This window comes from Exiguobacterium sp. N5, assembly GCF_025842465.1.
GTDB classification, from domain to species: domain Bacteria; phylum Bacillota; class Bacilli; order Exiguobacteriales; family Exiguobacteriaceae; genus Exiguobacterium; species Exiguobacterium profundum.
The window spans coordinates 54,593-81,543 of sequence record NZ_JAPAEP010000005.1 but is presented as its reverse complement, the minus strand read 5'-3'; the positions used below and the strand labels follow the sequence as shown (position 1 = coordinate 81,543).

33 protein-coding genes are annotated in these 26,951 nt (G+C 46.3%); 8 read left to right on the top strand and 25 right to left on the bottom strand.

Annotated elements, in window-relative coordinates:
- The coding region (locus OKS35_RS14585; protein ID WP_264093381.1) for a hypothetical protein at nt 1-458 on the bottom strand (458 nt) is incomplete at its 3' end.
- A 425-nt stretch (nt 459-883) separates the two neighbouring features.
- On the opposite strand from OKS35_RS14585, the gene OKS35_RS14580 reads away from it, so the two are divergent.
- On the top strand, nt 884-1,081 hold the full coding sequence (locus OKS35_RS14580) for a hypothetical protein (protein WP_264093380.1): 198 nt from the start codon (nt 884-886) through the stop codon (nt 1,079-1,081).
- A 148-nt stretch (nt 1,082-1,229) separates the two neighbouring features.
- Complete coding sequence (locus OKS35_RS14575; RefSeq protein WP_264093379.1) at nt 1,230-1,487, top strand: hypothetical protein; 258 nt, start codon at nt 1,230-1,232, stop codon at nt 1,485-1,487.
- Between the two features lie 303 nt (nt 1,488-1,790).
- Here OKS35_RS14575 and OKS35_RS14570 read toward each other — a convergent pair whose 3' ends face one another.
- The gene (locus OKS35_RS14570) at nt 1,791-2,714 is read right to left on the bottom strand and encodes a bacteriophage abortive infection AbiH family protein (protein WP_264093378.1); all 924 of its coding nucleotides are present in this window, start codon (nt 2,712-2,714) and stop codon (nt 1,791-1,793) included.
- A 47-nt stretch (nt 2,715-2,761) separates the two neighbouring features.
- Entirely contained in the window at nt 2,762-3,031 is a 270-nt protein-coding gene (locus OKS35_RS14565; protein ID WP_264093377.1) for a hypothetical protein, read from the bottom strand.
- Between the two features lie 143 nt (nt 3,032-3,174).
- Between OKS35_RS14565 and OKS35_RS14560 the strand changes: the two genes are divergently transcribed.
- Genes OKS35_RS14560 through OKS35_RS14545 form a run of 4 tightly spaced genes read left to right on the top strand, consistent with a single transcriptional unit; the run spans nt 3,175 to nt 6,145 of the window.
- Nucleotides 3,175-4,017 (top strand): ComEC/Rec2 family competence protein, encoded by an 843-nt coding sequence (locus tag OKS35_RS14560; protein ID WP_264093376.1) that lies wholly within the window; start codon nt 3,175-3,177, stop codon nt 4,015-4,017.
- On the top strand, nt 4,014-4,238 hold the full coding sequence (locus tag OKS35_RS14555) for a DUF3006 domain-containing protein (protein WP_264093375.1): 225 nt from the start codon (nt 4,014-4,016) through the stop codon (nt 4,236-4,238). Before OKS35_RS14560 ends, OKS35_RS14555 begins: the two co-directional genes overlap by 4 nt.
- Nucleotides 4,239-4,263: 25 nt before the next feature.
- Entirely contained in the window at nt 4,264-5,229 is a 966-nt protein-coding gene (locus OKS35_RS14550; RefSeq protein ID WP_264093374.1) for a HEPN domain-containing protein, read from the top strand.
- 28 nt (nt 5,230-5,257) lie between these two features.
- Entirely contained in the window at nt 5,258-6,145 is an 888-nt protein-coding gene (locus OKS35_RS14545) for a hypothetical protein (protein ID WP_264093373.1), read from the top strand.
- A gap of 66 nt (nt 6,146-6,211) precedes the next feature.
- Here the strand turns inward: OKS35_RS14545 and OKS35_RS14540 are convergent, their stop codons facing one another.
- The 19 genes from OKS35_RS14540 to OKS35_RS14450 form a co-directional block, all read right to left on the bottom strand.
- Nucleotides 6,212-7,648, bottom strand: a complete 1,437-nt coding sequence (locus tag OKS35_RS14540; protein WP_264093372.1) for an ImmA/IrrE family metallo-endopeptidase — start codon at nt 7,646-7,648, stop codon at nt 6,212-6,214.
- Between the two features lie 4 nt (nt 7,649-7,652).
- A complete protein-coding gene (locus OKS35_RS14535; RefSeq protein WP_074037997.1) occupies nt 7,653-7,940 on the bottom strand; it encodes a hypothetical protein in 288 nt (95 codons plus the stop codon).
- 5 nt (nt 7,941-7,945) lie between these two features.
- The gene (locus OKS35_RS14530) at nt 7,946-8,395 is read right to left on the bottom strand and encodes a hypothetical protein (RefSeq protein WP_264093371.1); all 450 of its coding nucleotides are present in this window, start codon (nt 8,393-8,395) and stop codon (nt 7,946-7,948) included.
- 9 nt (nt 8,396-8,404) lie between these two features.
- Nucleotides 8,405-9,559, bottom strand: coding sequence for a MobP2 family relaxase (gene mobP2, locus OKS35_RS14525; RefSeq protein WP_264093370.1), 1,155 nt, complete (start codon nt 9,557-9,559; stop codon nt 8,405-8,407).
- On the bottom strand, nt 9,552-9,803 hold the full coding sequence (locus tag OKS35_RS14520; RefSeq protein WP_264093369.1) for a hypothetical protein: 252 nt from the start codon (nt 9,801-9,803) through the stop codon (nt 9,552-9,554). The genes mobP2 and OKS35_RS14520 overlap by 8 nt, the downstream gene beginning before the upstream one ends.
- A gap of 192 nt (nt 9,804-9,995) precedes the next feature.
- Nucleotides 9,996-10,835: a hypothetical protein gene (locus tag OKS35_RS14515; RefSeq protein WP_264093368.1), complete on the bottom strand. Its 840-nt coding sequence runs from the start codon at nt 10,833-10,835 to the stop codon at nt 9,996-9,998.
- Complete coding sequence (locus OKS35_RS14510) at nt 10,836-11,414, bottom strand: hypothetical protein (protein WP_264093367.1); 579 nt, start codon at nt 11,412-11,414, stop codon at nt 10,836-10,838.
- Nucleotides 11,415-11,444: 30 nt separating this feature from the next.
- A complete protein-coding gene (locus OKS35_RS14505; RefSeq protein ID WP_264093366.1) occupies nt 11,445-12,551 on the bottom strand; it encodes a lysozyme family protein in 1,107 nt (368 codons plus the stop codon).
- Complete coding sequence (locus tag OKS35_RS14500) at nt 12,551-14,503, bottom strand: VirB4 family type IV secretion system protein (RefSeq protein ID WP_264093364.1); 1,953 nt, start codon at nt 14,501-14,503, stop codon at nt 12,551-12,553. Before OKS35_RS14500 ends, OKS35_RS14505 begins: the two co-directional genes overlap by 1 nt.
- A gap of 19 nt (nt 14,504-14,522) precedes the next feature.
- Complete coding sequence (locus tag OKS35_RS14495) at nt 14,523-15,143, bottom strand: hypothetical protein (protein WP_214776065.1); 621 nt, start codon at nt 15,141-15,143, stop codon at nt 14,523-14,525.
- 1 nt (nt 15,144) lies between these two features.
- Nucleotides 15,145-15,444, bottom strand: a complete 300-nt coding sequence (locus OKS35_RS14490) for a DUF5592 family protein (protein WP_264093363.1) — start codon at nt 15,442-15,444, stop codon at nt 15,145-15,147.
- 6 nt (nt 15,445-15,450) lie between these two features.
- Nucleotides 15,451-17,400: a pLS20_p028 family conjugation system transmembrane protein gene (locus OKS35_RS14485; protein WP_413815727.1), complete on the bottom strand. Its 1,950-nt coding sequence runs from the start codon at nt 17,398-17,400 to the stop codon at nt 15,451-15,453.
- 20 nt (nt 17,401-17,420) lie between these two features.
- Nucleotides 17,421-17,828 carry a hypothetical protein gene (locus tag OKS35_RS14480; RefSeq protein WP_264093361.1) on the bottom strand — a complete coding sequence of 136 codons (408 nt, stop codon included), beginning with the start codon at nt 17,826-17,828 and terminating at the stop codon, nt 17,421-17,423.
- 16 nt (nt 17,829-17,844) lie between these two features.
- Entirely contained in the window at nt 17,845-18,087 is a 243-nt protein-coding gene (locus OKS35_RS14475; protein WP_012390470.1) for a hypothetical protein, read from the bottom strand.
- A 16-nt stretch (nt 18,088-18,103) separates the two neighbouring features.
- Nucleotides 18,104-20,371 (bottom strand): VirD4-like conjugal transfer protein, CD1115 family, encoded by a 2,268-nt coding sequence (locus tag OKS35_RS14470; RefSeq protein ID WP_264093360.1) that lies wholly within the window; start codon nt 20,369-20,371, stop codon nt 18,104-18,106.
- Between the two features lie 110 nt (nt 20,372-20,481).
- Entirely contained in the window at nt 20,482-21,582 is a 1,101-nt protein-coding gene (locus OKS35_RS14465) for a hypothetical protein (protein ID WP_264093359.1), read from the bottom strand.
- A 66-nt stretch (nt 21,583-21,648) separates the two neighbouring features.
- Nucleotides 21,649-21,873 carry a hypothetical protein gene (locus OKS35_RS14460; protein ID WP_012390467.1) on the bottom strand — a complete coding sequence of 75 codons (225 nt, stop codon included), beginning with the start codon at nt 21,871-21,873 and terminating at the stop codon, nt 21,649-21,651.
- A 12-nt stretch (nt 21,874-21,885) separates the two neighbouring features.
- Nucleotides 21,886-22,068, bottom strand: coding sequence for a hypothetical protein (locus OKS35_RS14455; protein ID WP_021065836.1), 183 nt, complete (start codon nt 22,066-22,068; stop codon nt 21,886-21,888).
- Between the two features lie 298 nt (nt 22,069-22,366).
- On the bottom strand, nt 22,367-22,855 hold the full coding sequence (locus OKS35_RS14450; RefSeq protein WP_264093357.1) for a helix-turn-helix domain-containing protein: 489 nt from the start codon (nt 22,853-22,855) through the stop codon (nt 22,367-22,369).
- A 337-nt stretch (nt 22,856-23,192) separates the two neighbouring features.
- On the opposite strand from OKS35_RS14450, the gene OKS35_RS14445 reads away from it, so the two are divergent.
- Complete coding sequence (locus OKS35_RS14445) at nt 23,193-23,417, top strand: helix-turn-helix domain-containing protein (protein ID WP_264093356.1); 225 nt, start codon at nt 23,193-23,195, stop codon at nt 23,415-23,417.
- A gap of 110 nt (nt 23,418-23,527) precedes the next feature.
- Here OKS35_RS14445 and OKS35_RS14440 read toward each other — a convergent pair whose 3' ends face one another.
- The 3 genes from OKS35_RS14440 to OKS35_RS14430 all read right to left on the bottom strand — a co-directional run bounded on the left by OKS35_RS14440 (nt 23,528) and on the right by OKS35_RS14430 (nt 25,392).
- Nucleotides 23,528-24,319 (bottom strand): hypothetical protein, encoded by a 792-nt coding sequence (locus OKS35_RS14440; protein WP_264093355.1) that lies wholly within the window; start codon nt 24,317-24,319, stop codon nt 23,528-23,530.
- 243 nt (nt 24,320-24,562) lie between these two features.
- Complete coding sequence (locus OKS35_RS14435; RefSeq protein ID WP_264093353.1) at nt 24,563-25,006, bottom strand: hypothetical protein; 444 nt, start codon at nt 25,004-25,006, stop codon at nt 24,563-24,565.
- 5 nt (nt 25,007-25,011) lie between these two features.
- The gene (locus OKS35_RS14430) at nt 25,012-25,392 is read right to left on the bottom strand and encodes a DUF1878 domain-containing protein (RefSeq protein ID WP_264093352.1); all 381 of its coding nucleotides are present in this window, start codon (nt 25,390-25,392) and stop codon (nt 25,012-25,014) included.
- Nucleotides 25,393-25,659: 267 nt separating this feature from the next.
- Between OKS35_RS14430 and OKS35_RS14425 the strand changes: the two genes are divergently transcribed.
- Nucleotides 25,660-26,685 (top strand): tyrosine-type recombinase/integrase, encoded by a 1,026-nt coding sequence (locus OKS35_RS14425; RefSeq protein WP_264093351.1) that lies wholly within the window; start codon nt 25,660-25,662, stop codon nt 26,683-26,685.
- Nucleotides 26,686-26,951: the final 266 nt, after the last annotated feature.

Here is a 26,951-nt window from a genome sequence, read left to right as displayed (position 1 = left end):
GATTTATTAGCCAATTCTTTTATGATTAAAGCCAATTCTTTTACACTTGGTGCCAAATTTTTTTCGTTTTTAGTGTGATTTATGTCTAAATTTATAAAGTCTTTTTCAAAAAGAAGTTCACTTTCTGACTGAATTTTATAAAGTATTAAAGTGTTTAAATACTTGTTTATAAAGTAGTTTTTTCGATTAGATCTAAACTTTTCAATTTTTGTCCTGTTAAAATAATCAACTATGATCAAAAGTAATAAAAGAAAAAGTACTATTACTAATAGAGAATACTGGAGACATTTATATATTTGAAAAGAATAAAGTATTAAAAGCACCGAGAAGAAAATAGCATACGGGTAAAAAAGAGCCCGGGAAAGAGAATAATGTGTGTTTTTTTTAATTCCTTTATTTGGATCATTATTGTACTCCTTAATTGAATTAAAATACTCTTTTACAAAACTATCAATCATAAGTAATTAACCTCATTTCAATGGTCTGTAATGTGTATTAATCAGAAAATAAAATCAACACTAAAAGTATCGGATCAAATTTCGTTTCTGTTAACTTAAGAATAAATACACGCATCTTTTTTGAAACGAGATCAGTGACTTCTGTCGCTTTTTCCTGGTTCCAGAATTCAGATCCGTGAAACGAATAGTTTTTGGTGAGAAGTCAAAGGCATAAAGAAATCACGTTGCTCTGTCTATTTATGAATGTGTATTTGCGATGTTTGGATTAATGAAAAATGAGTGCTTGTTTGGTGAAAGTGGTCGTTTTTCCTACGTAAGCCCTGGGCTTGTTTCAAACAAGCTCGGGTCTTATATGAAATAAGTCAAGATGTCGAGTGGTCAGATTCGAGGTATCGTTGAGCTATCAACAGGAAAGGATGATTCAAATGAGTCACACATTGGACCAACAAACGATTGAAGAGATGAAAGAGGTATTGCTTAGAAGACTTCCTGAACGGATGGACATCGACCCTGAGGCATTCGAGTTGGTAAGCATGGATATCCTTTATGAGATGAAAGAAGAGGAACGATTGAAACAGATGACGGTTTTCTTTAATACGAACACGCTTCAAGTACATAACTGATTGTTTCAAAATGTATACTTGTAGATTTGTATACGTGTATACATTTTTATCTAGTGAGTCTTTGAACGAGGCGTGAATCACATAAGTATCGGGAATCGGTCTATAAAAAACTGAAAGGGATGAGGCGTGATGGACGAGTGGCTACTTGATGACTATACGTTCTATGAATTGGATCCGTGTCGTCGAGAAGGTCGTCCGGTTCGATAAAGGACAGAATTTGCCTTATTTCCGTGTGTTGATCTATTTATACAAAGAAGAGCGTCCGATCAAGAGCGTATATCTATATGGGACATGGGTGGTGATGGATAGAGACGTTAATTTCGTCGTCTCAGAGCTATCGAAGGATATATTCGAGTATAAGGTGATGCATGTTCATTGGCTCATGCGTGAGCGTCTAACGCCTTAGGGCGAAGTCGCTCATCGCACCGCTGCCTCCCTGACGGCCCGATAACAAGAGCTGCTGGCTCACAAGCCGCATCTCTATGTTCCTGGCCCTTTCTAACGGGAGGCACGGAGCGTAAGGAAAACGTCAAAAGCAAGAGCGTGGGCGTGTCTCATGCCACGCGAGGAACACCATTCGGTCGAATGGTGTTTTTTTGATTAGAAGTCATTCACCGATTTCTGATTAATTTGAGATGAATTATATAATTCGGTGTAACACCCGAACTTGAATATCAAAAAAGTCCTTTTCAGTGCTACAGTTTTTAATTTATATACTGAACACAGAGAATGCACCTTCGTATCCACATCGTCTAATTCGGCTCATGTATTTGTCTCTAACAGTATCATCTTCATAATCATTTAAAAACCAAGTGATATTTTCAGTATCAATCACTTCGCAAATTTTTTCGATATACGGCAAATCCACATCCGAAAATGAAAAACCGTGTGAGTATATTTTATCTACTGAGTTCAATGAATTAAATAATGACCCCCAATTTTCAATTATTTTATCGGTATCCTTCTTGAGAGAATGATGGATTTCCCACAAAATATCTTCGGTACCTGTGTAAATATTCTCAAACTCAGTTCGAAGGATTCCGTGACCGATAATAATTTCACTATTCTGCAGTCCATGAAGATGAAATACGTTTTTCATTCTATAAATTTTTTCCAATATTCTGGTGTAGTTAAAGCTAATACAATAGTCGTTTGAGATATCAATTATTTCTTCGAAGGATTTTTTTGCTATGACATCTGATATTTGTATTGTATTGATCCATTCAGAAAACAAATCCTTTATTTTCGAAGTCACTTTGTAAAAATCATTTGAAACATCTTCATAATTATATGCCATGTGAAATGGATTATATTTTTTATCATCTTCATCGAACAAATTAGACATATCATCATAGTAATTGGCGTAATCGAGCATTCCGAGACTGTTCTCTATATCACACCAGTTTTCTCCATCCGCTTCAGCCCTCGAAATAACATCCATTATGAAGGCAACGACTTCACTTTGTTCGTACAATTCGGAACCGTCTGGTAGGGTGGTCGATGAAAAATTAAATGATGGTTCTATATGTAGAGCTTCTGGATAGGTGATTTTTAAATATTCATGAAAATCTGAGTACTCAGTATGCCTACCATGAGCTAAATCAAAACCGTTTCCAACAATAAATAGGTTCATTTTTTTCCTCCTTATTGACTTGTTTGATTTCATAATTCTGTTTTTCTTTAAAAGAGGGCTTTTTTCTGAATCTTCATTTCTTTCAGCTTTTCCTTTTTCACTTCAGGATCAGTGGTGAATCGATACCTGATCCCTTCATAAATCCAGGTCTCGTCAAAGATAATATGACGATACGGCATGGCGGTGCATAATGTATGTCCCTTCAGATAGTGTGCGGCTTCCTGAATAGAGGCACACTCTTTTAATTCTACTCCGTCTTTAAAAATCAGAACCGGTTTATACGTCTTGTTCACTACGATTGGTTTTCGTAAATGCATTTATCTCACTCCTCCTATCATCACACCTTACCTATTTATATATGGGGTCAACCGCAGGAATAAGAAGCTATTTAACAAATAGCGGATTATAATAAAGGTGTGTTGGATAATTTTACAATAATTTTAAAGTGGAGTGATACAAGATGAATAAAGTGATCAAGATCGGGAGTGCCATTCTATTTAGTGGAGCGCTATTGGTGTCGCCATACGGGGAAGCATCAGCCGCTGCGAGCATCAAAGTCCATTATATCGATGTTGGGCAGGGAGACGCTATCTATATCAAGATGCCGAGCGGTGAGGACGTCATCATCGACGGGGGGAACAAAGGAAAGGGCGATGCCATCGTCGCCTACCTCAAAAAGCAAAAAGTGGATGACATCGAGGTGTTGATTTCGACGCATCCGGATGCAGATCATATCGGTGGATTGGACGAGATATTGGATGCCTATCGTGTCGAGAACGTCTACGCGCCAAAAGTGAAGCACACGACTCAGGCTTACAAAGATTTTCTACAAGCCGTTAAACGGGAAGGAAAGACCATCAAAACGGCACAGGCCGACGTGAAACTGCCGATCAAAGGTGTCAGTGCGAAGTTTGTGGGTCCGGTCAAATCCTATTCGAACAGTGACTTGAATAATTGGAGTGCGGTCCTTCATGTCACGTACAAGAAGAACACGTTCTTATTCACAGGGGACGCGGAACACGTTTCTGAGAAGGACATGGTGGCGAAGAAACAGACGCTCCGTGCAGATGTCTTGAAGGTGGGGCATCATGGTGCCAAGACGTCGACGAGTAGCACGTTCCTGAACACGGTCAAACCGAAGCATGCCATCATCAGTGTCGGAAAGAACAGCTATGGGCACCCGACATCCGAAGTGGTGACGAACTTAAAACGCCAAAAAGTGAACATGCTCCGCACAGACAAGAACGGCACAATCATCATCACGGGGAACGGCTCGAGTTACGCTGTGAAGAAGTCAAAATGAAGCGGCGTCGGGGAATCATCGACCGATTTGAGGGAGACCTGGCTGTCGTCGAATTCGGAGAAGTGATGGAGGATATTCCGAAGTCACGACTTCCTCATTCGATTCAATCTGGTGACGTGCTTTGGTTTTATGAGGATGGGCGAGTCGAGATATATGCAGAGGAAAAGGAACGGCTATCGAAAGAAATCGACAAGTTGATGGATGAGCTTTGGGAGGAATAAATTTTGTTATGTATGGAGGCAACTAATGAGATATAAATTTATTGCACCAGTACATTATATGGGCATTAATAGTGTATTAAACAAAGGCATTCAATTGAAAAATAATATATATATTTCAAATAATTCAAACTATGTAGATGAAATGTTTCGCCAGACTGATATATATAGTTGGGTGGGTCAAATTGGGTATCAGGAATTACTTAATGCGACATATATATACGCTAATGGAAATATAGATGAATTACAAATTCATGAAAGTGAAGATTCTAGATTTTTACCCTCATGTTTTTATTTTTTAAGAGAAGCTCAATTCTTTTTAGACTTATTATGGGAATTTGAAGACCACAGTTCCTATGTAAGAGATGGTTTTTTATATATATACGGTGGAAAAAATGACCCTATATTAATAAAAGCATCAGTGTCAAAAGTATCGTCGAATCAAAATGGAGAAATTAAAAATAAATTATTTTCAAAGGAACAGATTTTATCAGCCCGTAAAGAGTTTATTGATAGCCCAAAAATAGATATCAACGGGCTTAGGGAAGGGGGGAAGTATTCTGTACTAAATCCATTTGGCGATGAATTATCAAGAGTTGATAGGGCAGGGGCTTTCGTATATAAAGCTAGAGGAGAGTCTTCCTTGCCTTTTAAGTTGATAAATTACTGTATTGCATTGGAATGCCTGTTTACGTCTGACAATTCTGAAGTTAATCATAAGGTGGCAGAACGTACCTCATTATTAGTGGGAACTAATAAAGAAGATAGAATTAAAATTTATGATTTGGTGAAAAAAGCCTATGGAATACGGTCGAAATTGTCTCATGGTCAACCTATCAAAGAAAACGTTGATAGGTTATTAACTGTAACTAAACAAATGGACGAACTTCTAAGAATTATTTTAAGAGTACTGTCAGTACACGAAGTATTTCAAATGAATAACCAGGATTTAGATTTATTTTTTAAAGAGTTAATATTAACTAGAGAATATTAGTGTTGAAAATGTGAAGGGAGGGATTTATTTGAGCTCTTTAGTGTTGGAGCTTCAAATTGAAGCTATAGATTCTAAAACTAAAGTAATAGATTTGTTGAGAAAATCATTAGTTGTGGCTAGGAAATTAGAGCTTCAAGACTTTGAAGAATGGATTGATCAAGAGTTAAATGGTTTTAAGCATTTCATGCATAAAGTACCTAAATACAGAGAAGTTGTAGGTAAGATTCAATATTATAATATCGTCCATGGTTGGTGGCCGGTAACGATTGAAGATCCCAAAATACTAGAATTAATAACAAAAACTAAAATTGGTCAACCTTTATCTGAAATTGAAGATTTAGTTACACACACTAAAGATAATTTAGTGATTGAAGTTCCTATGGAATTACAAAATATATTGTCAAAGTCCTTAGGAGAAAGACTAGATTTTAGAGTGATATTTGGTAAATCGCAAGCCCAAGCAATAATCGATCAAGTCAAAAATATTATTCTTGAATGGTCTTTAAAATTAGAAAAAGATGGGATCACAGGTGAAGGATTAAGTTTTTCAAAGCAAGAAAAAGTGGAAGCTACGAAGCATGACTATGCATTCTTCCTTTCAAACGTCGGAGGAGTTCAAATTCAACAAAACTCGCCAAACTCGCAACAATATATGACGAATAACTTGAATTTATCGGATGTCAGTAGCTTTATATCAACACTAAAAAATCATATGCATGAAATTGGGTTAAACGACGATTCGCAGATGATATTAAGAAATGAAATCAATCAAATCCATACTCAAATTCAATCTTCGAATCCCCAAAAATCATTAGTTAAAGAATCATTATTGACTATAAGGAATGTGCTAGAAGGAGTAACGGGTAGTATTATTGCTTCTGGATTATTGCACGAAGTCAGTAAAATAATTAATTAAATAGCTGTGATTCATCTCATTAAGAAGTAGGATATGAAGTTGATACATACTCCATATCCTATAAGTTTATATCAACCGTTCAATATTCAAAATAGCTGTTCTTGATAGAGATTTCTTTTCATCATCGAGCAACATATTATGCCAACTATCTTCAAGATTTTTGAGTGTTGTTTTTTCAACCTTATTGTTTTTTTCTAAATCGTGTAATGGATGAACTGTTTTTTCGGGATCAAAGTGACCGCTAATCAATGGCTGATCTGGTAATGCAATCGTGTAAACGACAAGCGCGTCGTCATTGAAGTCGTGATTGTTGGCGACACCGAATGATTGGAACCCGAACCCTTTATCGTGAATATACATGAGCGGCTCATCGACGCGATCCACCTTTAGGTTCGTATCGAGGGTCGCTTTTGCATTCAGATAGTTCTCGATTTCCTCGGGAAACACACGCTGTACGGCATGCACCCGTTCGTAGAGATTGAGGTCAGCGTCTTTCCAACCCATACGCCGATCTAACTGCTCGATATATTCAAGTGGGGTCTGTTCCTTTTCTTGTTCCAACGTGCGCATCTTCTCTAAGTGTGACTCGATATGGTCAAGGAAAGTTGTGGATGTCTGATGGACCTCCTGCAACAATTTTTCCTTATCGAGTAGCTCTTTGTCCTTCGTCCAACCGGCCAGATAGGAGAGCGAAATGTCGTCCGTCGAGAAACCGAGCTGATGTGAGACGACGTAGGCGACCATCTCGGCTTGGAACTCCTTCTCGGGTGACGTGAGTGGTTTGTTCCGCTCAAAGTTCCGCTCCTGGTTGTGGAGCTCTGCGTGGGCGAGTTCGTGGATTAGGACGTTGACGTTCTCAATCGATGTGTTCCGTGGATTTAAGGCGATTGAATGTAGCTCCGGATAGTAACAACCCTTCGCCGTCCCAATCTCGTCGAGAGGTTCCTCTAATAGCGTCACATTCCGGGCATCCGCGAGCGTCGTCAAGGCGTCACGGATGTCTTGTTCGTTCTCGAGCCCGCCGACCCGGTGATATCGTTTGAAGATGTCCGAAACCTCGATTCCTTTCTCGCGCGCGTCGGTCTGCGTGTACTCGAACACATGACCGATTTTGAAGTACATCATCTTACGTGACGGGATGCGCCCTTGTTTCACGCCGTCTTTGACCGGCTGCGGTACCTTGCTGAGCGGTACCCATTCATCTTTGTGCAGGGCGTACGTCACCGGGTTCGGGACGAATACTTTGATGCCACGCTCACCTTTTTGGACCTGTGCGCCTTGCTTTTCCCAGAACGGGTAAGAGCCGACCGCGACCGCGCCGGGGAATTGGGACTCAATCAAAATTGCGTTCCGCATCGAGTATTGATGAAACTTGCCGAGGAACTGTAGATGTTCCCGGATTTTTTCCGGACTCTCGAAGTAGCTGTCGATCTGTTTTCCCATCTGTTCGGTCAAGGCCTCGAGCTCGGCCTTCCGTTCTTCGTTCGTCTTCATCTTGGCCATCGTGTCAGACTCCTTCCTTCAACAAGTCGGTGACAGATTCATCACTATCCGCAAATTCGTCCAGTTCACGCTCGAGTTGTGGCGACGTTTCCGGTATGTCGAGTAACAGCTGTGTCCGCTCGAAATTGACGGGAAGCAAGACGATCTCGTCTTGCGCGACGGCGGTCAAAAGTTGGTGCTCGGAAACGGACACCGGGATGTCGTATCGCTTTCCATAGATGAGGACCGTGACGGTATCCGGTTGAAGCGTCAACAGTTGTCCCATCGTGAAGGGACGGTCAAGTGGTCGCATAAGATTCATCCTCTCTCAAAAGTTAGTGTGTCCTTCTTCTGTTTTTGATGCTCGATGCGTTCCTGCACGACACGTTCGGCTGTCGCGAGGAACGTCGGCTTGAACTGATCCGTCGTCATGATGTCCTCGATACCCTCCGTCTGCATCAGCGCCTGAAGGAGCTCTGTCAGGATTTGCCCATGACGATCAGAGCGGTTCGCGGCGAGCCGGATGCGTTCAAGCTCTGCCGACACCTGCTCGTTCATCAACTCCTCGATATGACGGGAGACCTGTGTGCTGATCGAGCGGGTGAGGAACTGCATGTCCCACTGCTCGTCAGTCAGTTCTTTATGCTCGTCTGCGATATGGTCGATGACCTGACCGAGATGGCCGAAGCGTTTGTCGTCGGCGAACTCCTCCAAATACGCGACCGTCTCCGGCTTTAATCGAAGGCGGATCTGTCTCAACTCTTCCATCGTCCTCCCTCACTTTCCATATTCGATGTCCCGCTCCAGCTGTTCGAAAGCGCGTTGGTTCTTCAAATGTTCGAACTCGTCATTCATGTGCCGTTCGATCCGGTAGAGTGATTCGTTGAATATCTTTTGCTGGTTGAACGCGCGTCGGACCGAATGTTTAGGGGTTTCACTTTTCTTGAATGGCGCCTGTTTTTTCGACAAGTCGCGCATCTCAGAGAGGATGGCATTCCCCATCCGGGTGTAGAGGTCCTGTCGCTTCGTCGTCAGATAACGCTCGGCCTTCTCCGTGTCGCCGTAGCTGCGACGGTGAAACGACACTTCCTGTTCAAGCCGTTCGTTGAAGGCTTGAAACTCTGATTTAAAGTGAATGTCGATGTAGCGGTCGGTCAGACGGTCGAGCGATTCACGGAGCGGCTTCATCCCGTTCATGTTGTAGCGCCATTGTCGTTTGTCTTCCGGCAACCGCTCATAGATATCCTTGAACTGACGGACGAGGTCGGGATGAAGGACACGGTTCGGGAGCGTTGGAATCTTTCGGTTCCGTTTATGGACGACCAGTTCGTCTCTTATGAACGCATTCAGTTTCTCCTGTTCTTTCGTCCGGTCGGCGAGGGAATGGATGACCTTCGACTTCATCAGCTCGATTGATTTCGGTTTGCGTTTGCCGCGCTCGCGTATATGGCTCGTCTCGACGATGGCGACATGCACGTGGATGTTGTCGGTGTTGTAATGCACGGCGCCGGTCCAGTAGGCATGGACCATCTTTTCTTTTTGGAGCATCGCCTCGACCGCGTTCCGTGTCGCCTGAATCAATCGTTTCTCGTCGATGAGGTCTTTGTGGAGCACACCGATCTCTCGTAGCCAGGCGTTGTCGAACGAGATGACATCCTGCCAGAGGATGCTCCCGTTCTCTTGTGCATGTTTGAAGATGTCGCGGACGGCGCGACGCTTTTCGTCATTCAACCGGTCGTCCTCGCGTGTGAACAAACCGCTCGATTTCGTCTCGTCTTCCATATAATCATGGTACGTCTCGAACTGTTCGCGGCTGTCTTTCGCGTCTGGGCGATTGATGTAGTCGAGGTACGTCGTGTAGCGACGCGACTTCTTTTTCGTGCCCGGCACCTTGAACTTCGATTTGATGACGACGCCGGGTGTCTCACGCATCCTGCATCACCTCGTTCAATAACCGGGTCACCGCGGCGAGCTCGTCCGCGCTCCTTCTTAAGTGCAGCGTGTTCGCTTCGAGCTGTCGTTCGAGCCGCTCGACCTGTGTCGATTGGATGCCGTTCGCGCACCAGGAGGCGAGCAATTCTTTCAAATATTGTTGCCGGGAGCGGTTGAGTTCTTTCGCCCATTCATCGATTTGCTTCACGATGACGGGATCGATGTCGCGGAGTAACAGATCCATTTGCCTGACCACCTTTCTAGAGGATACGTATTGCCAACGTTCGAAAAGTTCATCCAAAGAGCATAAGGGGAAACTGCTATCACTTATCGTGATAGCCCAGGCAGAGCCTGGGGTTTCCGTGATATCACCAAAAGTCCGAAAACGGCACGAAATGTGCCAGTAAAACTAGTGATTTGGCACAAAATGTGCCACTTAAATCGATAGTTCCCGGAGCCGGACGTGCAATTTGTCTTGCTTTTCTTCGAGCGCTGTGACCGACTGTTCGAGTTTCTCGAGCTCTAGATTGAGCTCGTCACGCTTCTGACCGAGATCGAAGATTTCGTTTTCCTGTTCGACCTGTTCGTCGAGCGAGAGGTAGGGAAATTCGCCTTCGAGCTCTTCTTTGTCACGGTCGAGTCGCTCGATTTGTTGCCGTTGTGCTTCGACTGACTGCTGTGCTGTTTCCAAATGCCGTTCGGTCTCCGCGAGCTCGTCCTCGACGAATAGTCTCGTGAAAGTTTTCTCGTCAGATGAATTGTGGTTCGCCTGTTCGATGGTCCGACGATCGGCATAGAGGGATGTCAAAAGACCGTTCTCCCGTTCCTCAGGTGTGAGTGTGTCGATTGATTGTGACTCGTCCAATCCGTAAATCCGGACAGCGAGCTGGTCGAAGTCGTTCGGCACATCTTTCAATTCGAGTACGTATTGGTCGTTCCGTTCGTACAGCAACACAACTTCTTTCTCAGAATCCGGACGTGCCTTATAGACGTAGCGGAAGAGATGAACGTAGGTGTTACCTGGTGCGTCATTGAGCGAGACTCGGATGCGGATTGTCTTCTTCTCGGTATCGTAACTAGACGCGTGGAGCGTCACGGTCTCCCCGTTCGAGAGCCGGACTGCCTCGTTGATCGGCGTCTCATTGACCAGTGCCTCTTCAGCAAAGAAGAACGACGAGGTGCCGAAGAAGAGGAAACCGATGACTAAGAATACGCCGAGTCCGAGGTAGAAGCGGGAGACGTTCTGGGTGAGGCGTCGTCGCGTTTGTCGTCGCATCTAGATCCCTCCTTCGGGTGTCAGGTCTTCTATCTCGGTGATGATCAAACGCCCGTCGATGGACTCGAACGTCAAAGCCAACAGTTCTTGCGTCGTCTCTTCATAACCCGTCTCGGTGATCCACAGGTGCTGTTCGAACCGGACGAGGCAATCTTCTCCGGAGACAGAAGGGAACACCTCGATGTTGCGGACGGTCGTCTCGAACGTGCCGACGTCACTGCCGTCAGCGGCGAAGAGCGTGGCCGCGAGTTCCTCCGACATGACGTCCTTCGCCTGTCGTTTCTGGGTCGTGTAACTGTCCTTCGTGATGGTGAAGGCGTACTCGACGAAGCGCGTCGCGCGTGTCATCAGCTCCTCCATTCGTTCCGTCTCCTTTGAAGCGACGACTTGTTCGGTGTCCGCTGACGTATCCTCGGAGGTTGCCGATTCAAGGGAAGTGACGCTCTCATTTTTCCTCTCGCTCGTGTCTGAAGTACTCGTGACAGCCGTCGCTTGTTGATAGAAAAAGACGTTCGCTGCGATCGAAATCAGGAGCAGTACCCCGAACAGATACGCGAGGTGACGTGCGGTGAAGTTCATTCTTCCTCCTCCTTTTCATACATGCATGACTTAGAATCCGAAGACCGGGGCGGGGTCGATATGACCGGACCATTCAGCCGTCTTGATCTCGAAGTGCAGATGGTTCCCGCTCGAACGGCCGGTCGTGCCGCAGTACCCGAGCGCTTGCCCAGCGTCGATCTGTTGACCCGTTTGGACGCCAAGACGACTCAGGTGCGCATACGCCGTAATGTAATTGTCGTGCTGGACCTGGACGAGATTGCCGTACGGTCCGCGGTTCCCGCTATAGATGACGGTGCCGCTCTTGACCGCGTGGATCGTGTCGGACGGGGTGCAACTGAAATCGATCCCGGTGTGGTTGTCCCGTTGTCCGAAGACTACGCGCCACCCGAAACGCGATGTCACGTTGAGTGGGATGGCGAGCGGGGAACGTAATCCCGACAATAGCTCTTTCGTGATGACCCCGTCGGCGACGGCAACCGGCGCGAGGTATTTCAGCACCGCGTCGACGTACTCGATGTCCCCGTAACAGGCACCGTGCTGGACCGCACTCGGGCGATGACAACGATAGATACCAGTGTGTTTCACGCGTTGGTACATCATTTGGGAGAACGAGATGGCGAGCTCTTTCGAGTACCGTCCTCCGTTCTCTTGAACGTAATCGATGAAACCGCCTCCGAAGTTGTAACTCTGTAGCGTGAGCTGCACGTCACGGTTCGCCCGTTCGAAGACGGAGGCGAAATGTTCGACGCCGTAGACGATGCTCTCCTCGGGGGAGGTGATGCATCCGATGCGTCCACACTTCGATTCGCTCGCCTGCATCGGGTCGTTCCCGCGTCCGCCGCTCTCCTGCATCATGAGCGCGAGTACGAGGTTCGTCTGTTCGGCCAGTCCGTGCTTCGACAGTTCCGATTCGACCAAGCCCCGATATTGGAGCACCTGGTCGCTTACCTGTAGACCTCCTGCGGTATTGAACGTGACGTCGGTCGGTTGTTCGTTCTGGACACCTGTGAGCGTGTCGAGGATTCCGACGACGAGGATGACCAGGAACAAGACGAGTGCCGCGATGCCGAGCAGGATGAGTCGCCATTTGAGCGTTGCGAGCTGCCACTTCGCTGTGACGGCGAAGCGGGCCGTCCGTTTCGCGGCCGTCCACATCAGGCACCTCCACCAAACAAGGCGAGTTCTTCGGGCGCGATATCGACGTCAAAGATGAAGTTCTGCAAGCCGGAGATGCTGAGGACGACACGCCCCGTCTCGAGCGAGGGGATGATGCGCATCTCGGAGTTTGAGAGTTGGCCATCAAACACCGTCTGGATGATTGGGATGCTCTCCGCGTCCTGTTCGCCGATGATCTTGTACTGCGTCAATTGGAAGAGCGACTTAACGTTCTCAGCGTTTTCGGACTTCGATCCGGCTGGCACGAAGTCGGTGATCAGATGCGACACGAAGAAGATGCCGCCGAAATACTTGCGCGCCTCGCGCATGCAGCGTTGTAGATACAGGATGGCCGGCTGTGCGATGTCACGCGTGTTGATCAAGTGGTGCGCCTCATCGATGACGATGAGGTACTTGCATGCTTCTTCGGTTCGGAGCACGCCCTGGTTGAAGGCATTCAGTTGACTCGAGCCGTTGGCAATCATCCCGTCCCACAGCATGTTCATCAAAGAGAACACCTGCGCTTGGAATACTTCGTCCCGTAGGCTTGTCAGGTTCCGGAGTGGGAACGAGACGATGAGCTCCTCGTCGAATCGGTCGATCGAGGAATGTCCGTCGAAGATGTTGCCATAGTTGTGGACGAGGTTCGTGACGGCGAGCTCGATGTTCTCGAGACGCCGTATCCGGTTCGGACTGATCGCTTCTTTGATCGAGGTGCGTGTGTCGTCCGTGTAGAGCTCACGCCGCACGAGATGTAAGAAGTCGGAGAACGTCGGGTACCGGTTCGCCGGATGAGTCGTGATTGGCAGTTCGCCCTGTTCATCCCAGAGCCCGTGCCGAACGTACAAGTCCCGGAGCAGGATCTCGAATTCGTTCGTTTCTTCCTGTGTCGCCGCCGGATTGATGTAGTGATAGAACACGGCCATCTTCGACAGATGTTGCATGAACGAGAGTGCCTCGTTGGCGCTGCCGTCGTTATTCGTCACGGTCTTATAGACATGGAGCGGATTGATGAGACCGGCCGACCCGTCGAGCGCGATTTCTTTCCCGCCGAGTTGCCGCACCAGGTCGGAGAACTCGCCTGTGACGTCGAGGATGCGAATCTTGTTGCCCTTGATGGCCTGATCGAGCACGGTCTTCTTGAGAAGTGTCGATTTCCCGGATCCCATCTTGCCGATCATGAGCGCGTTATAGAACTTTCGCTGTTTGTCCTTATGGAACAGGTCGAAGATGACGCTACCGTTCGTGTCGGTCGTCCCGTAATACGTGCCGGTCGCGTCCTGGAGCGACGTGAAGTGGAACGGGTATCCGCCGGCGATGGAGAGGGAAGGGATCTCTTTCCCAAGGCGCCGATTCGGGAGCTTTTGTTGCTGGTCGTAGCTTGTGAACAGGCTCTGCCATTCCCATTCCTGTTCGTTCAGAAAAATCGTCGAGCGGAAGTTCCGGGCCTCGAGTTCTTCCATCACTTCCTGCACTTTCACCTCGAGCGCGTCGAGCGTCTTCGCCTTCACATAGAGGCGCAGATGCAGATATTTCATCGTCTCGCCCTGGGTGATCTGTTCATAGAGCTCGTTCAGCTCTTTATATGTCTCCCTAGCGTCGATACGGTCGATGTTGTCCTTCGCGTTCTCGAAGCGCGTATTCTGTTCGGCCATCGACTTGTTGATGGTCTGGATGATTTCCCGCTTGTCAGCCGTCCCGATGTCAAGCGTCGTCAAAACGCCCGGCAAGTTCAAAATCGGTTCGAGCCAGTAGTCGTAGACGAGCGATTGATATTTATAGACATGGAGGCACGACAGATAGCCGTCCCCGAGCCGGACGAAGTTGGCGTCGAACCGGATGCCACCCTGTGGCTGAATCTTGGCGATGACGTCAGGATTATAGCCTTTCTCGATCTTGACGGTCTCCGGGTCCTGTTGTTTGGCCATTCGCTTACGCAGGCGCTGCCACATGTGCGCGTCACTCCTTTCTTCAGGCGTCGAGTTGCGGTTTCGTGTTCGGGTTGTTCAATTGATAGAGCACATGGACCTTTTGGTCGAGCGTCAGCTCGCGCATTGGGTTCGAGCGACGGAGCAGTTTATAGAGATGCGTCTTCCGCTCGCGTAGTGTCCGCTCGTCGTCGGCATAAAAAAAGAGGAGATAATCGCGATTGGTGCGATGCTCCTCGAGGTATTCGAGCTCCTGCTTTTTCTTCAACAAGAAGGGCAGGTAGGCTGGTGTCTGATTTTGTCGAATCTGTCGCTCGATGCTGATCTTCTGCCGCTCGAGACTGAGTGGCGTGTTCAGTGGCACGACCTTGAGCGGGTGCGTGTACGCCTGCAGGAGATAGGCGAGGGAGAACACGTCATGGTCTTTTTCCTCCTCGTTCAGTGAATAGATGTCCTTCGAGGTGAGCTGGACCATGTCGAGATAGGTCCCGTCACGCATCTCGAACGACTCGGTACCGGTGATGTCGACGACCGGCATCAGTTGGGCGACCGTCGGTTTGACGACGACCTTGTCTTTGACCTTCCGTTTCTCGACCACGTCCTGTTCGTCGAGCCAGGTGCCCGTAGGTCTCGGTCCCTGTAGCGTGTCTTCGATGAACGCCATCTCAGTCACGTCCTTTCGTGTGCGCGTCGAGCGCGAGATAGGTGTCTTTCCGTTTGATGAGCGCGTAATAGAGCGCGTGGACCATCCGCTTCTGCGGGTTCGTCACCGGTCTGAGCACCATGAACAGTCCGAAGATGATGAGGAAGACCGTGAAGGGGATGTGCAGCACCGACGGGATGAACGGGAGCGTCACGAGCCGCAGCACGATGAGCCCGACTAGAAATAGGAAGTCGTGCAGATAGAGCATCTTGTTGATCTTCAGTTCGGTCGTGACCTCATTTGGTATTCGATAGTTGCGCATGGATCATCACTCCTTCTTCTCAATATGGTCAGGACGCGGTGGCGAGGTCGGGTAGATTCGTCGCGACTCCTCATGGTTCTGAGTATGGCGGTGCGTCTGGTTCTCACGCACCTGTTCGATGACCTCGATCTCGACATCGAGCAGGGTCTCTTGATGGATGGTCCGTCGGGCGCGTCCTTGATGTTTCGCTGTTGCCGCATCACTCGAATCCATCGTAGATGACGAAGATGAGGATGAGCCGTTTGAATGTGTTGCCTCATGAGGAGTCGGTGACGTCGCGTCGTTTCGGGCTACCGATTCATCCTGACGATGACCTGGTCCAGATGTAGTATCGGTGGACCCGGTGACCGATTCGAGAGTCGATGAAGCATGATTTGGAGAATGCCCAGAGCTCGACTGATCGTGAATCGATTCCGGTCTTGGTGTCTCCGATGACGTTGTTTGATGGTCGTGTCCACGTTCGGTATTTGATTCAGGGTTCGTCGCATGGATCGATTCAGGAGACGTGTGATCAGTCGCTTCGTTCACATATGGAGAACCGTTTCCTTCAAGCTTAGATTCTTGCCCACTGTTCTTTGGATTTGTCGGTGTCTCTTGGTCGTTCTTCGTGCGACTCGCAGTTTGATTGGCCTGACCGAACCCATCTGAATCGGTTTGACTCTCGGAGTCCGCTCTCTGTGGAGCTTGGTTCGCCGCACTAAGCGGTGAACCATTCTGAGGCACGGTGTTTGAATTCATCCGCGTTGTCGCGGCCTCATGGAGTGAGGGCATCTTTGGTGCGCCCTGTGCGTCACGCGCGACTTTTGAGACCGCATGGGCACCGGCCGAGGTCACACCTTTCCCGGCGGCGTAGGCGCCGAGCGCAACACCCCATCCTCGTTTAAGCCCGGCATCAATCCCGAACAGCCGCTCGACCATGTTCGGACCGTCGATCAGCGCGACCGAGAAAGCGATAAGGGCAATCAGATAAGCGAACCCGTCCAACGTCTCCGCAAGATAGGCGGTCCCGATCGTGTACAGTTTGATCGAGACGAAGATGAGGATGATCACGAGGACCGTGTTCAAAATGCTCTGGATGACCTTCTTCGTCTTTTGACCACTGTGAAGGTCGGCCGGTGCGACGAGAATCGTTAAGACATAGTTGAAGGCAAGCTCGAACGAGAGACGCGCCAGTTTATAAGCAATGGAAAACAGCGTGAAGCCCATGATCCCGAGCGTCACGAAGATGGTCAACCAGTTCGGTTGATAGCGGTAGTAATACTGGTTGTTCCATTCGACACCTCCTTGATCGAGTTTCGTGGTTCCCATCGTTTCACCATTCCAGGTTAGTTTGGACTGAGAGATTTGTTCACCAGTACTTCCCAAGCGAAATTCATTGCTATCGAATACCTCGTTGATATCGATATTTCGTAAATGGCTTTGAGGCAGAGAGTTCAAAGCCTCACCTTCCAAACTGGGAAAATCGTTTCGGTCATATTCAATCAAGTCATGAATGTTTTCTCGTAAAATCTGATTTGATATCGATTCACTGGAAGAATTTTCGCCAGAGTTTTGAGTTGTGAAATCAATCGCAGTATCACTAAATTCACTTACTTGCGTCATTGTTGGGGATAAGAGTCCGAGAATGAGCAATGTGATAAACAGATTGATCAAAAATCCTTCTCGATCAAATTTCTTTTGAAAAATGATTAGGTAACCCGTAAATAGGAAGCTAGCAGCTAAAAGAACGTACAAAAAAGGTTGAATCGTAGAAACGAATTCAACCACTTGAGAGTTATTAAAAAATGTTTTCGTTAGTAATATGCTATCAGTCACTTTTTCAAGTCCATCAATTAATGCTGCTAAGCCACGTACTAAAATCCAACCCATTGAGCGGAGGGCATCCAGTACCAGTGTACTGAGACTAAGGATATCAGTGAACTCTTGTAGCTTATTTACGACTTCGTTATCACCCATAGAATCCCTCCATTCAGAGGCTATTTAATGAAGTTAGTGACTTGGTCTTTTAATTCATCTTCTGTAAGGGCAGATACATTTAATTCACGACTAATTTCACCATCAGTCATCTCGTACAACCTGCCACCTTTAAATTCAGGATGTTCTTGGGTAGAACGTTCTTCAAGATTTTCCCCATTAGGCTGAAACGGATTGAATAAGAGAACGTCTTTCTTTTTTTCCGTGGCGACTTCTCGCACAGTATCAACGTAAGCCCCTTCATTACCTTGACTATCGCTGTCTACAAGAACGTATGCACTTTCTTGGCCAGTTTTAATATCTGCAATTTCTTCAACAGAAGTCGTAGAAAGATAATTCGAACTCTCGGCACCACACGATGCTAAAAGTAACGAACTCCCGAGTAGGACACCAATCAAGATTTTCCTCATAACGTTTATCCCTCCGTCAGACGATTTTCCCCTTCAATAGATCCGCGACTTTTAAGTTGACGCGGAAGTCGAACTTATCTATTAGTGTAACAGTTTTCGGGGTGTCTGAGGTGTCGTCTTGATAGACGGTCAGAAAGCCATCGGTCGTTTGGATATTGAGCACGTCGCCCCGTTCGAGGCGGACGCGTTGCGTCTCGATGATCCTCGCGACGACACGCAATTCGTTCTGGATTCGCTTCTCTCTCGCACTCTCGGCCATGGGTTCGGCCTCCTCTCTACGGTGTACCTTGCTTCAGTTTCTCGAGTCGCTTCGCGATCATCGTGCTCAAAAAGCTCTTCTGGCTGTCGGTGACGTCGTAAACTCCTAGGTTCAGGTTCGTCTCGAACTCAGGGAGGGACATCCCACCGATGTCATGTCCTTCGAACATCGAACGTAGGATGCTGTCCTGAAGCACGTCCCGCACCGTCAGTATTGTTTCCTCCTGATTTGATGGCGCGTTGATTTCCGTCTCGTCTTCTTTCTGAGCGAAACGGACACGGATCTGTTCGAAGTCGAGACCGGCGTGACGGCAGGGGATGTCGATGTCATGCAGGGAACGGTCCGTGTCGAAATCGTCCGCCAGGTATTCGTAGCGGTACTTCATCGCCGTCTTGCCGCTCAGGAAGATTGGATATGACTGGATGCGTCGCTTCTTCGTGTCCTGACGCTTGATGACACGGATGATGAGCATCTCGCCCTCCTTTAATCCCATGACCTCGGTCGCTGTCATGAGCCGACGGCCGTCGACGTTCTCCGTCTTCGATTTTTTGAGCGAGAACGTCTGACCGGACCGCGATTTCGTGACGATGGTCGCTTCACCGAGCTTCTTCGAGATCAGTTCGGCGGTCGACTCGTCCGCAGTCAACAGATAGTGTGTGTTCCCGCAGTTACCGTCGATGGTCTTCCAATCCTCACCGTATAGGTTCTCAAGCTGAGAGTAGGCCTGGATGACAAGGTTGAAGCGCATGTTCCGGGCGAGACAGACCGTGATGATGTTGGCCATGCCTTCGATCGGCGGCATGTTGCCGAACTCATCGAGTAAGAAGACGACTTGGCGCTCGCATTTGCCTTGTTTCGTCTGCGAGGCAACCCGAGCGAGCGCCGTGTATACCTGCTTGATGTAGAGCGACGCGATGACATTGAATGTCGGGTCATAGTCCGGGACAATCAGGAACACCGCCACGGGACGCATCTGGTGCATCACCTCACGGATCTGGATGGCACCGTCGATGGCGTAGTGGAACCTCCCACTCTCCTCGTCATGCGCTTCCAGTTGGATCGTCGCAGTGCTTGAGTCGGTCGAGATTTGAACAGCGTCTCCAATTTCGAGTGGTGACGTATGGTACACGATGAAGCTGCCGTCGTCGTCCGTCGTGAGCGCATGGGTCGTCCCGTCGGGGAATCTGACCGTGAGCCGTGTCAAAGGCTTGCTCCGTCCGCTGATCCAACGGTTGAATCCGATGCGTCGCATGTCGAGGGAGTTCATCGATGTCAGCTTCCCGGTCCCGTTCAACGTAAAGATACCGAGTTTTGCGTTCGTATTGGCTAAAATACTCGCCCGTGTCTGACCACCCGAGAAGTGGAGCGTCGCGAACTGGAGCCGGGCCGGATGGTTCTCCGGGAACCGCTGAAAAAACTCGTCGAGTGCCGAAATCTCCTGCCCTTGTCGGGTGACCACCGTCCGTGACCCTAAGTCTGAGAGCATGAGGGCGACGTTGTACAGGTTGATTTTCTCCGGCGTGTCCTTCGCCTCCTCACAGAGCCCGAGGATGAGCGCCGTACACAGGTCAATCGACGAGTTGGCCCAGAACGGGTCCCGTGCCTTCGGGTCATGGTACAACATGAACGCGACCGAACGCGCATACTGTTGGGCGAGCGAATAGTTCTCCTCGAGAAATGCGTCAATCGTCAGCTGCAGTAGGTTATACGAGATCGACTGGAGCGGGTTCATCAGGTTCAACACCTCGACCTGATAACCGCGTTTCTCGAGCGTCTCCTTCGAAGCGGCAAAGAGCTCACCTTTCGGGTCATTGATGATCAGACTCGCCTGGTCGCTTGCACGGCTGTACAGGTCGATCGTCGAGAAGACGAACGTCTCGCCCTTTCCTGAGCGGGTTGTCCCGATGACGAGGTTGTTGACGGGCGAATCATCGATGAACAGATCGTTCTTGACCCGCCCGACGGGGACACCACCTGATCCGTCATACTGTTTCTTCCGGTCGGGGACGCGACGATACTGTTGCTTCAGTTCGTCGAACGAGGTGAAGCGGGCGCTCCCTTTTTGATCTTTCCGCAGGTCCCGGAAGTTCAGCCAAATCTTTCCGAACGCGAACAGCCCGGTGAGCATACTGAACGCCATCAGTCCGATCAAGACGGTCGAAGAGGGAAGACTCACCTCCACGAACAATGAGGGTGAGAGCGTCGGAATCGTCGCTCCGGCCAACAGTCCGTTTTGTAATATCGGAGTCATGATTTGTCGAATGATGTTGTAGACCCCGTTCATCAGATAAAAAATCCCGGCCGGCACCACCAACAGGCAGAACAGGGCGGGGAAGATCAGACGTATCGGGAATCGTGGTGATAGAGATCGGGTTCTCAATTATTTCACCTACCTTAATCTGAATAAAGAATCGTTTGTAGGTTAACTTCTTCAGCAGCGATAGCGGCTTGAATCTTCTCACGAGCTGAAGTGTCCTTGCTAGAGGTCTTCTTCAGTTTCTCGTTTAGTCCGTCGATAGTGGCCGTAATGTCTTGGTATTTATCGATCTTTACTTGTACGGCAGGGTCATTCGTTTTGGACGCCCACTCATTTGCGGACTCGATATCTCCGAGATAGAGGTAGGCAGTCACTTTCGCAGAGATGCGGGGAGCGGTCCATTCCACATTCTCCGTCTTGGCCATGGTCTCATGATCACGTTCCAGTGTTGCGATATCGAACGCGCCCTCATCGGTCGGATGTGACACTTGGAAGTCCCGGAGACGTTCTAATTTTTCCTGGTCAGATAGATCGAGCCCGGTCAGCTTCGTCTCGATCAGGATGGGGTCATCCGTGAGCTCAAGTGCTTTCTGGTCTGCGCCTTCTGCGAGATAGAGATCGGCCAATAGGGCATCCTCTTCCTCGGATCGGTCTTTTCGTTCCAGTAAATCGATTAGTGAGGATTCCTGACCTTGGAGCGCCTGGTCGTAAGCATCCAGCCACGCCTGTTCGCCCCCGGTTACCTGCTCAGCGTGTGCCTCTTTATCGATGAACCATTGGGTGGCAGTGAACAGTGAGGTGAACAGAATCCCAGCTGTGGCCACCCCGTAGACGAGGCGGCGCTGCAGTCGGGTTAGCCGTGACTGATAGGTCGACGACACGATTGGATTCGATTTGGCGGACTGGCGCTTATAGTCGTCCGGTGTCTCGGACTCGATCTCGTCGAGGATCCACATCTTCTTCGCGTTATCCTCTTTCTTTGACCGAATCCGTTGCACTCGATCCTTCACTTGATGATATAGGTTCGGATACGTTCCTTCGGTTCCGAACGTGAACGTCCCCCGATAGAGCAGTTCGTCTTTCTGGTCGAAGAGCCGGAAGTCACCGGAACAGCTCGTCCCTTCGCTACTGAGCGCATGATGCAGGTCATGGGTCGCGACGACGGCATCGGCGAAGGTGAGCCGTTCATAGTTCTGAATCCGTGTGTCCGGCACGTCGGTGAATCGTACAAACAGCATCTCGTTCCTCCTCTCGTTTCAAGCAACAAAAAAAGCCTTCCGATTGGAACGCTGCGTGGATCTGCATTAGAATTTGATGTTCTGGTCGACCATCTCGGCGAGCGTGAACGCGCCCATGACGATGATCAAGCCGACCGCGCCCCCGACGAGCCAGCCGACGGCCTTCGAGCGGCCACGGTCCCCGCCGAAGATGAAGTAGAAGCCCCCGATCGCGAAGGCGATGGCCGCGGCGATGACGGCGAGCCCCTGGAAGAACTGAAGTAAGCTGAGCCCTGTCTCATTGAGTCCCATGTCGTTCCCTCCTTAATCCTGGTGCGCCGGCGACTTGAAGCTGAGCTTCGCCTCGAGCGCCTCCAAAATGAGTTCCTGGTTGTCCTGGATGACCTGTTGATGTTGTTCGTCGAGCCACTCCTCGTAGTCCTTCCCACGGATGCGTAAGAGTTTCTCGGCGAAGCTACGGTTCTGTTTCTGTTCTTTTGATGCCACAGTACACACTTCCTTCCCTTAATCTCGTGATGTGCAGCAGCACATCATTAAGGACAGTCGGATTCGGTGCGGTGGGTTTCTAGCCGTTCCCCCACGAACTCCGCTCCTCGTGAATCAAAGGAGCTGTACAGGGTTTTTCGATGACCCGGAACGATTCTGTGACCTTATGGCGAGTTTTAGGCGACTCTCGCCGAACCATCTATGCGTAGATCCCGCCCACCCGGTCACTGGTGAGGGACACGCCGGTATGTGATTGGATTAGACCATCCTTAAGGATGTGCTGCTGCGTCGATGTCGATTACTGGCGGACTCTTTTTCGCTTCTTGACATGGATGAGCTCGTCATCCGGGTTCTTGCGCTTGGCGAGCACGTGGGCGTCACAGACGACCGTACGGATTCGATAGTAGAGTTGCGTCAACTGAACCGCTTCACCGCTCGCCTTCTCGATGCCGATGAAACCGTGCAGTTCATACGTCTTCCCGTCGAACGTACGGACCGAGTCTGCCTGCGGAAGTTCCTTCAGGTCGAACCGACGGCGCTCGAGTTTGGTGACGGAACGCTTCGCTCCGTATCCGAAATCGATAGCGTCCCACGGGACCATCGCGAGCGTGTGCCCGAACGCGCGGGCCAGGTGATCGATGTCGGCAATCGACGGCACCGAACGGTTCTGTTCGTACTGACTGATAGCGGGTTGCGAGATTTCCCCGAATGTCTTTTCTGATAGTTCGATCTGTGACCAGCCTGAAAGCCGGCGGTTCTCCTTCAACCACTCCCCGAATCGATACATAAGCCTTCCCCTTTCTGTAAACCAGAGCGGCGACCAAACAGATGTTTCCTTTTGTTGGTTCCAATATAGCAGGAGTAGGAATAAAAATCATCAGTTTTCTGATATGTCAGAAATTTTACATTTGACGATTCTTGTCGAATCCGCTCTACATAAAGGTTTATAGGCAACAGTAACTCAATATTTTTAGTTTTGTAGCACAACTGTAAAAAAATAACGCTTTGAATATAGAAAAAAATTACAAGTATTTTGATTTCAAGAGATTGTGGTAGGGTAGAGGAATAGAAGGATTCATAAAGAATAAGTGATGAAGAGAGTACTTTGATCGTGGGGTGAGCAAGTGGAGTTGAACGAGGCAATCATCGAGCGGATGAAAGAGCTCGCAGCAGAACATAATATGACCATCCATCAAGTCATTCAGAGAGGTGGATTAAATCAAGCAACAATTTCAGAGTTGATGAGCGGACGCACAAAACATCCTAAAGTAAGTACAATTCAAAAGTTTTGTGATGGTTTAGATGTTTCTTTAAATGACTTCTTTAATGACAATAAGTTTAACAAATAACTCAATTAAATAGATATCAATTGTTATATATTTTCACGCCGTCATATTGAAAAAACTACATTTTGCATGATAGCAAAGTGTAGTTAAATAATTGTTCCTTCAAATTAATTTTATTTATCTAGTTTGATGCCGTCAGGCAGGGTTAATTTTTTTAATTTCATAGTAGTGTCATTATTACTGACGACATTTACTACGATTACTTCTTCTGTATAAGTGTTAGTCTTAGTGTCAAATTTAGCTAATAGTAATTTTTCATTTCCGGCATAAATCATTACAAAACTTTCTCCTTTAAAGTCAGTTACGTAGAAAGTTGTTTGATTTTTTGTATCTGTGTCAGCGAGAAAACTTACTATAGACAAAGAAAATGACAAAAATACGACTAAAACTACAAATTTTGCTACGTTTGAAGTTGAAATTAATTGAACAATATCGCTTAAATTTATAATTTTATTATTTAAATAGGCTTCAACCTTATTTTTTGGACCTTTTATGTGTCTATAATTCCAACAAGAAACTGAAATAATGAACAATAGAATTGATCCAAAGAAAACAGAAAAATTTAAAAAATTGTCTTTAAATTGAATAAAATATAATGCTAACATCATAATAAAAAAAACATGGTATTCAAATGCTAATTTTGCATAAGGATGCGTTCTGTACATTAAATTTAAGACTACTATTATATACATGACTGCATATATCATAAATATAATAACGATTTTTGAGGCTATCTTGATAAAGTTTGAAAAGGAAACTGTAACAATGCCAAAATCATCTAGCCCAAAATTTTTAATATAAGTTATTTCATATTGATATACCAAGAAATACAATAAGGCAGTTGCGAGCGTGATGAATATACTCGCATCTAAAACATTGCTTCTTTCTTTATTTATATTTGGCATAAATAACTCCTCTGACTTTCAAGAGATTTTTTATAAGAAACCAAGTACATATTCAAAAAGCGCTTAAAATTAATTCTAGTTTTAAGCGCTTAACAAAGTCTATATTTTTTAGAATTTCTGAGAAAATAACAGTAATAGTAAGCTATTGCCTTTCTAGACGTATGAAAGGGAACCTCAAATGAATCTGGAGTAGTACCAGAGTCATCTTAATGATAGATGAAATTGTTAAAAAAATTAACTGATTTAAGTCCCCTTGCGCAAATCTTCAACTATTATTTTTGTACTTGTTTTGATAGTATCAATTCTATCTAAAATTTTATACTGATCTTCATCGACCAGTGGTTCATTCTTGTCTTTAGAACTTTGAATAGCACGTTCGATCTTTCTAAGTTCTTCTATCAATTGAGTGTAAGTAGTTGGTATATCATTAACTATATCATTTATTAAGCTTTCAATTTCGCCATAAACTCGTTGGAGATTAGACCCTTTTTTTATACTTCTAATATTTACTTTTATGGTATCAATTCTTCGATTAACTTCTGTAAAAATTTCAATGGTTCTATAGTTTTGAATAATTGAAAGTGATTGTTCTGCTTTTTTAGAATGTTTTCGAGCTTTGAACCATGATAAACCAGCTGAAAATGCAGCAAATATCCCTATTATATCTGCAACAGTGCTTAAATTCATATGATTCATAGACCCCTTTGATAATATTTATATTTTTCCATATAACCATACAAATTGATAAATACTTCTTCCCACCGTCCGTCTTCCCAAAAATTTCTCGCTAAAGCTTCAGCAAAATGATAATTACCTTTTTGTTGAGGGATAACTTCATAAATTGTTTCTTCAAATGCTCTATGGTCAACTGTTTCATTGTTATTAATTTTAGTTTCAAACTCATCCATAACATCCATGATCTGACTAAATTGATTTTTTGTAATATCGTACTCATATAAAAGTTTATTAACATTATTATCGTAAAACATGAGATCTTGCTTAAAACTTAGATGTTCAACAATTTCTTCTAACTTTTGTATTTTTTCAATTAATTTTAAATTTTCATCACTCATGATAGTTCCTCCTTTTTTAACATTATATCAGACGTTTTTTGAATATTATTTTTATTTTAAGTAATTAACTTGTGATAATATAAGGTTATCACAAGTTAACGCTTAGTAAATGATATAAAATTTAATTATGTATTACTTTATAATCACCAGAAATAATATAAAAACATATGTAATTTAAACAAAATACATATGTATTACATAATTAATCGTTAGATATTGTGCGTACGTTTCATTTTTATGAAAATTGATTAGAAAAGAGGCAGAAGCATGGAGATCAAGAAAAAGCAGCAGACGTTCGAAGTGGCATTGCGAGAATTGACCGGGTCGAATCCGAAATTGGCCGAGGCTCTAAAGAAGGACCATATCAATCTCGAGACGTTAAATGACATCGAAGTGATCGAATTGTTCTGGGCAACGGAATTATTCCCAATCTATGCTGATAAGAGTCCGCACACGCGTCGCGCTTATAAGCAAGATCTCGAGTTCATTCTCAGTTTTGTGATGTCCAAAACCGAAGGTCTGAAGCACTTGACCGTTCTAGATATTCATCGTTATTTGTTTGACGTAAACGAGCAATATTCACCTCGCACTGCACAACGCAAGAACAATATGTTAAAGCGTCTCTTAACTTATCTTCATATCAATCAATATCATCAACACAACTTAGCTTTCCATGTGAAAAATCAGAAACGACCAGAGCCCCTTCGTCGTGAAGTCGATTTTGAAGAGATTGAACGCATTGCCGAATCATTTCGTTATACGGTTCAACGTGCACATAAAAAAGAACTCATCGAGCTCCGAAATGAAACCATTGGCTATTTGTTGTTGACGACCGGAATGCGTGCTTCAGAACTTCTTTCCGTGAAATTCAATGACGTGAAGCGGAATCAACACACATTTTACATCGAAGTTAAAGGAAAACGTGCTAAATGGCGTCGAATCCCACTTACCGAAAAAGCGAGTCATCTAATTAATCGATTGCAGACACTCATGATGATTGAAGAATTGGATTCTCCTTATATCGCTTTCAGCACGAAGAAGTCAGGAAACTCAATGACGTATGAAGCACTCCGTTTGATGACTCATAAAGCTGTAGAGTTCGTAGCAGCAGATAGTACCAATCCCCCACACTGGTTTCGCCGTTCTTATATCACAAAACTTCTTGCTAATGGTAGTCCACTTATTGGAGTCATGCAATTAGTCGGTCACGAATCGATAGGTACGACGAATGGATATTTACAAACTATTAATCGATTATCGAATATATCGAATGCTGAATTACCGTTTGAATAACTCTATTTTTGATCTGCTTTATCCTCAATAATCATGAGCAGATAAGATGTCATAATGATTTATAGCTATTTTACCTTACTTTATAATTGTGTTTTCGTTTTATTTATAAAGGTTGTTAAATATAAAATCAAAGAAGATGGTTAGTAGATTGTACTTCTCACTCTATTTCTTTCATAAAATAGTAAAGTAAAAGATACCTTGTCCATTTTTTATGGAAAGGCATCCTTCACTATTAATTTTTGATTCAGATTAAATCTCTATTTTGT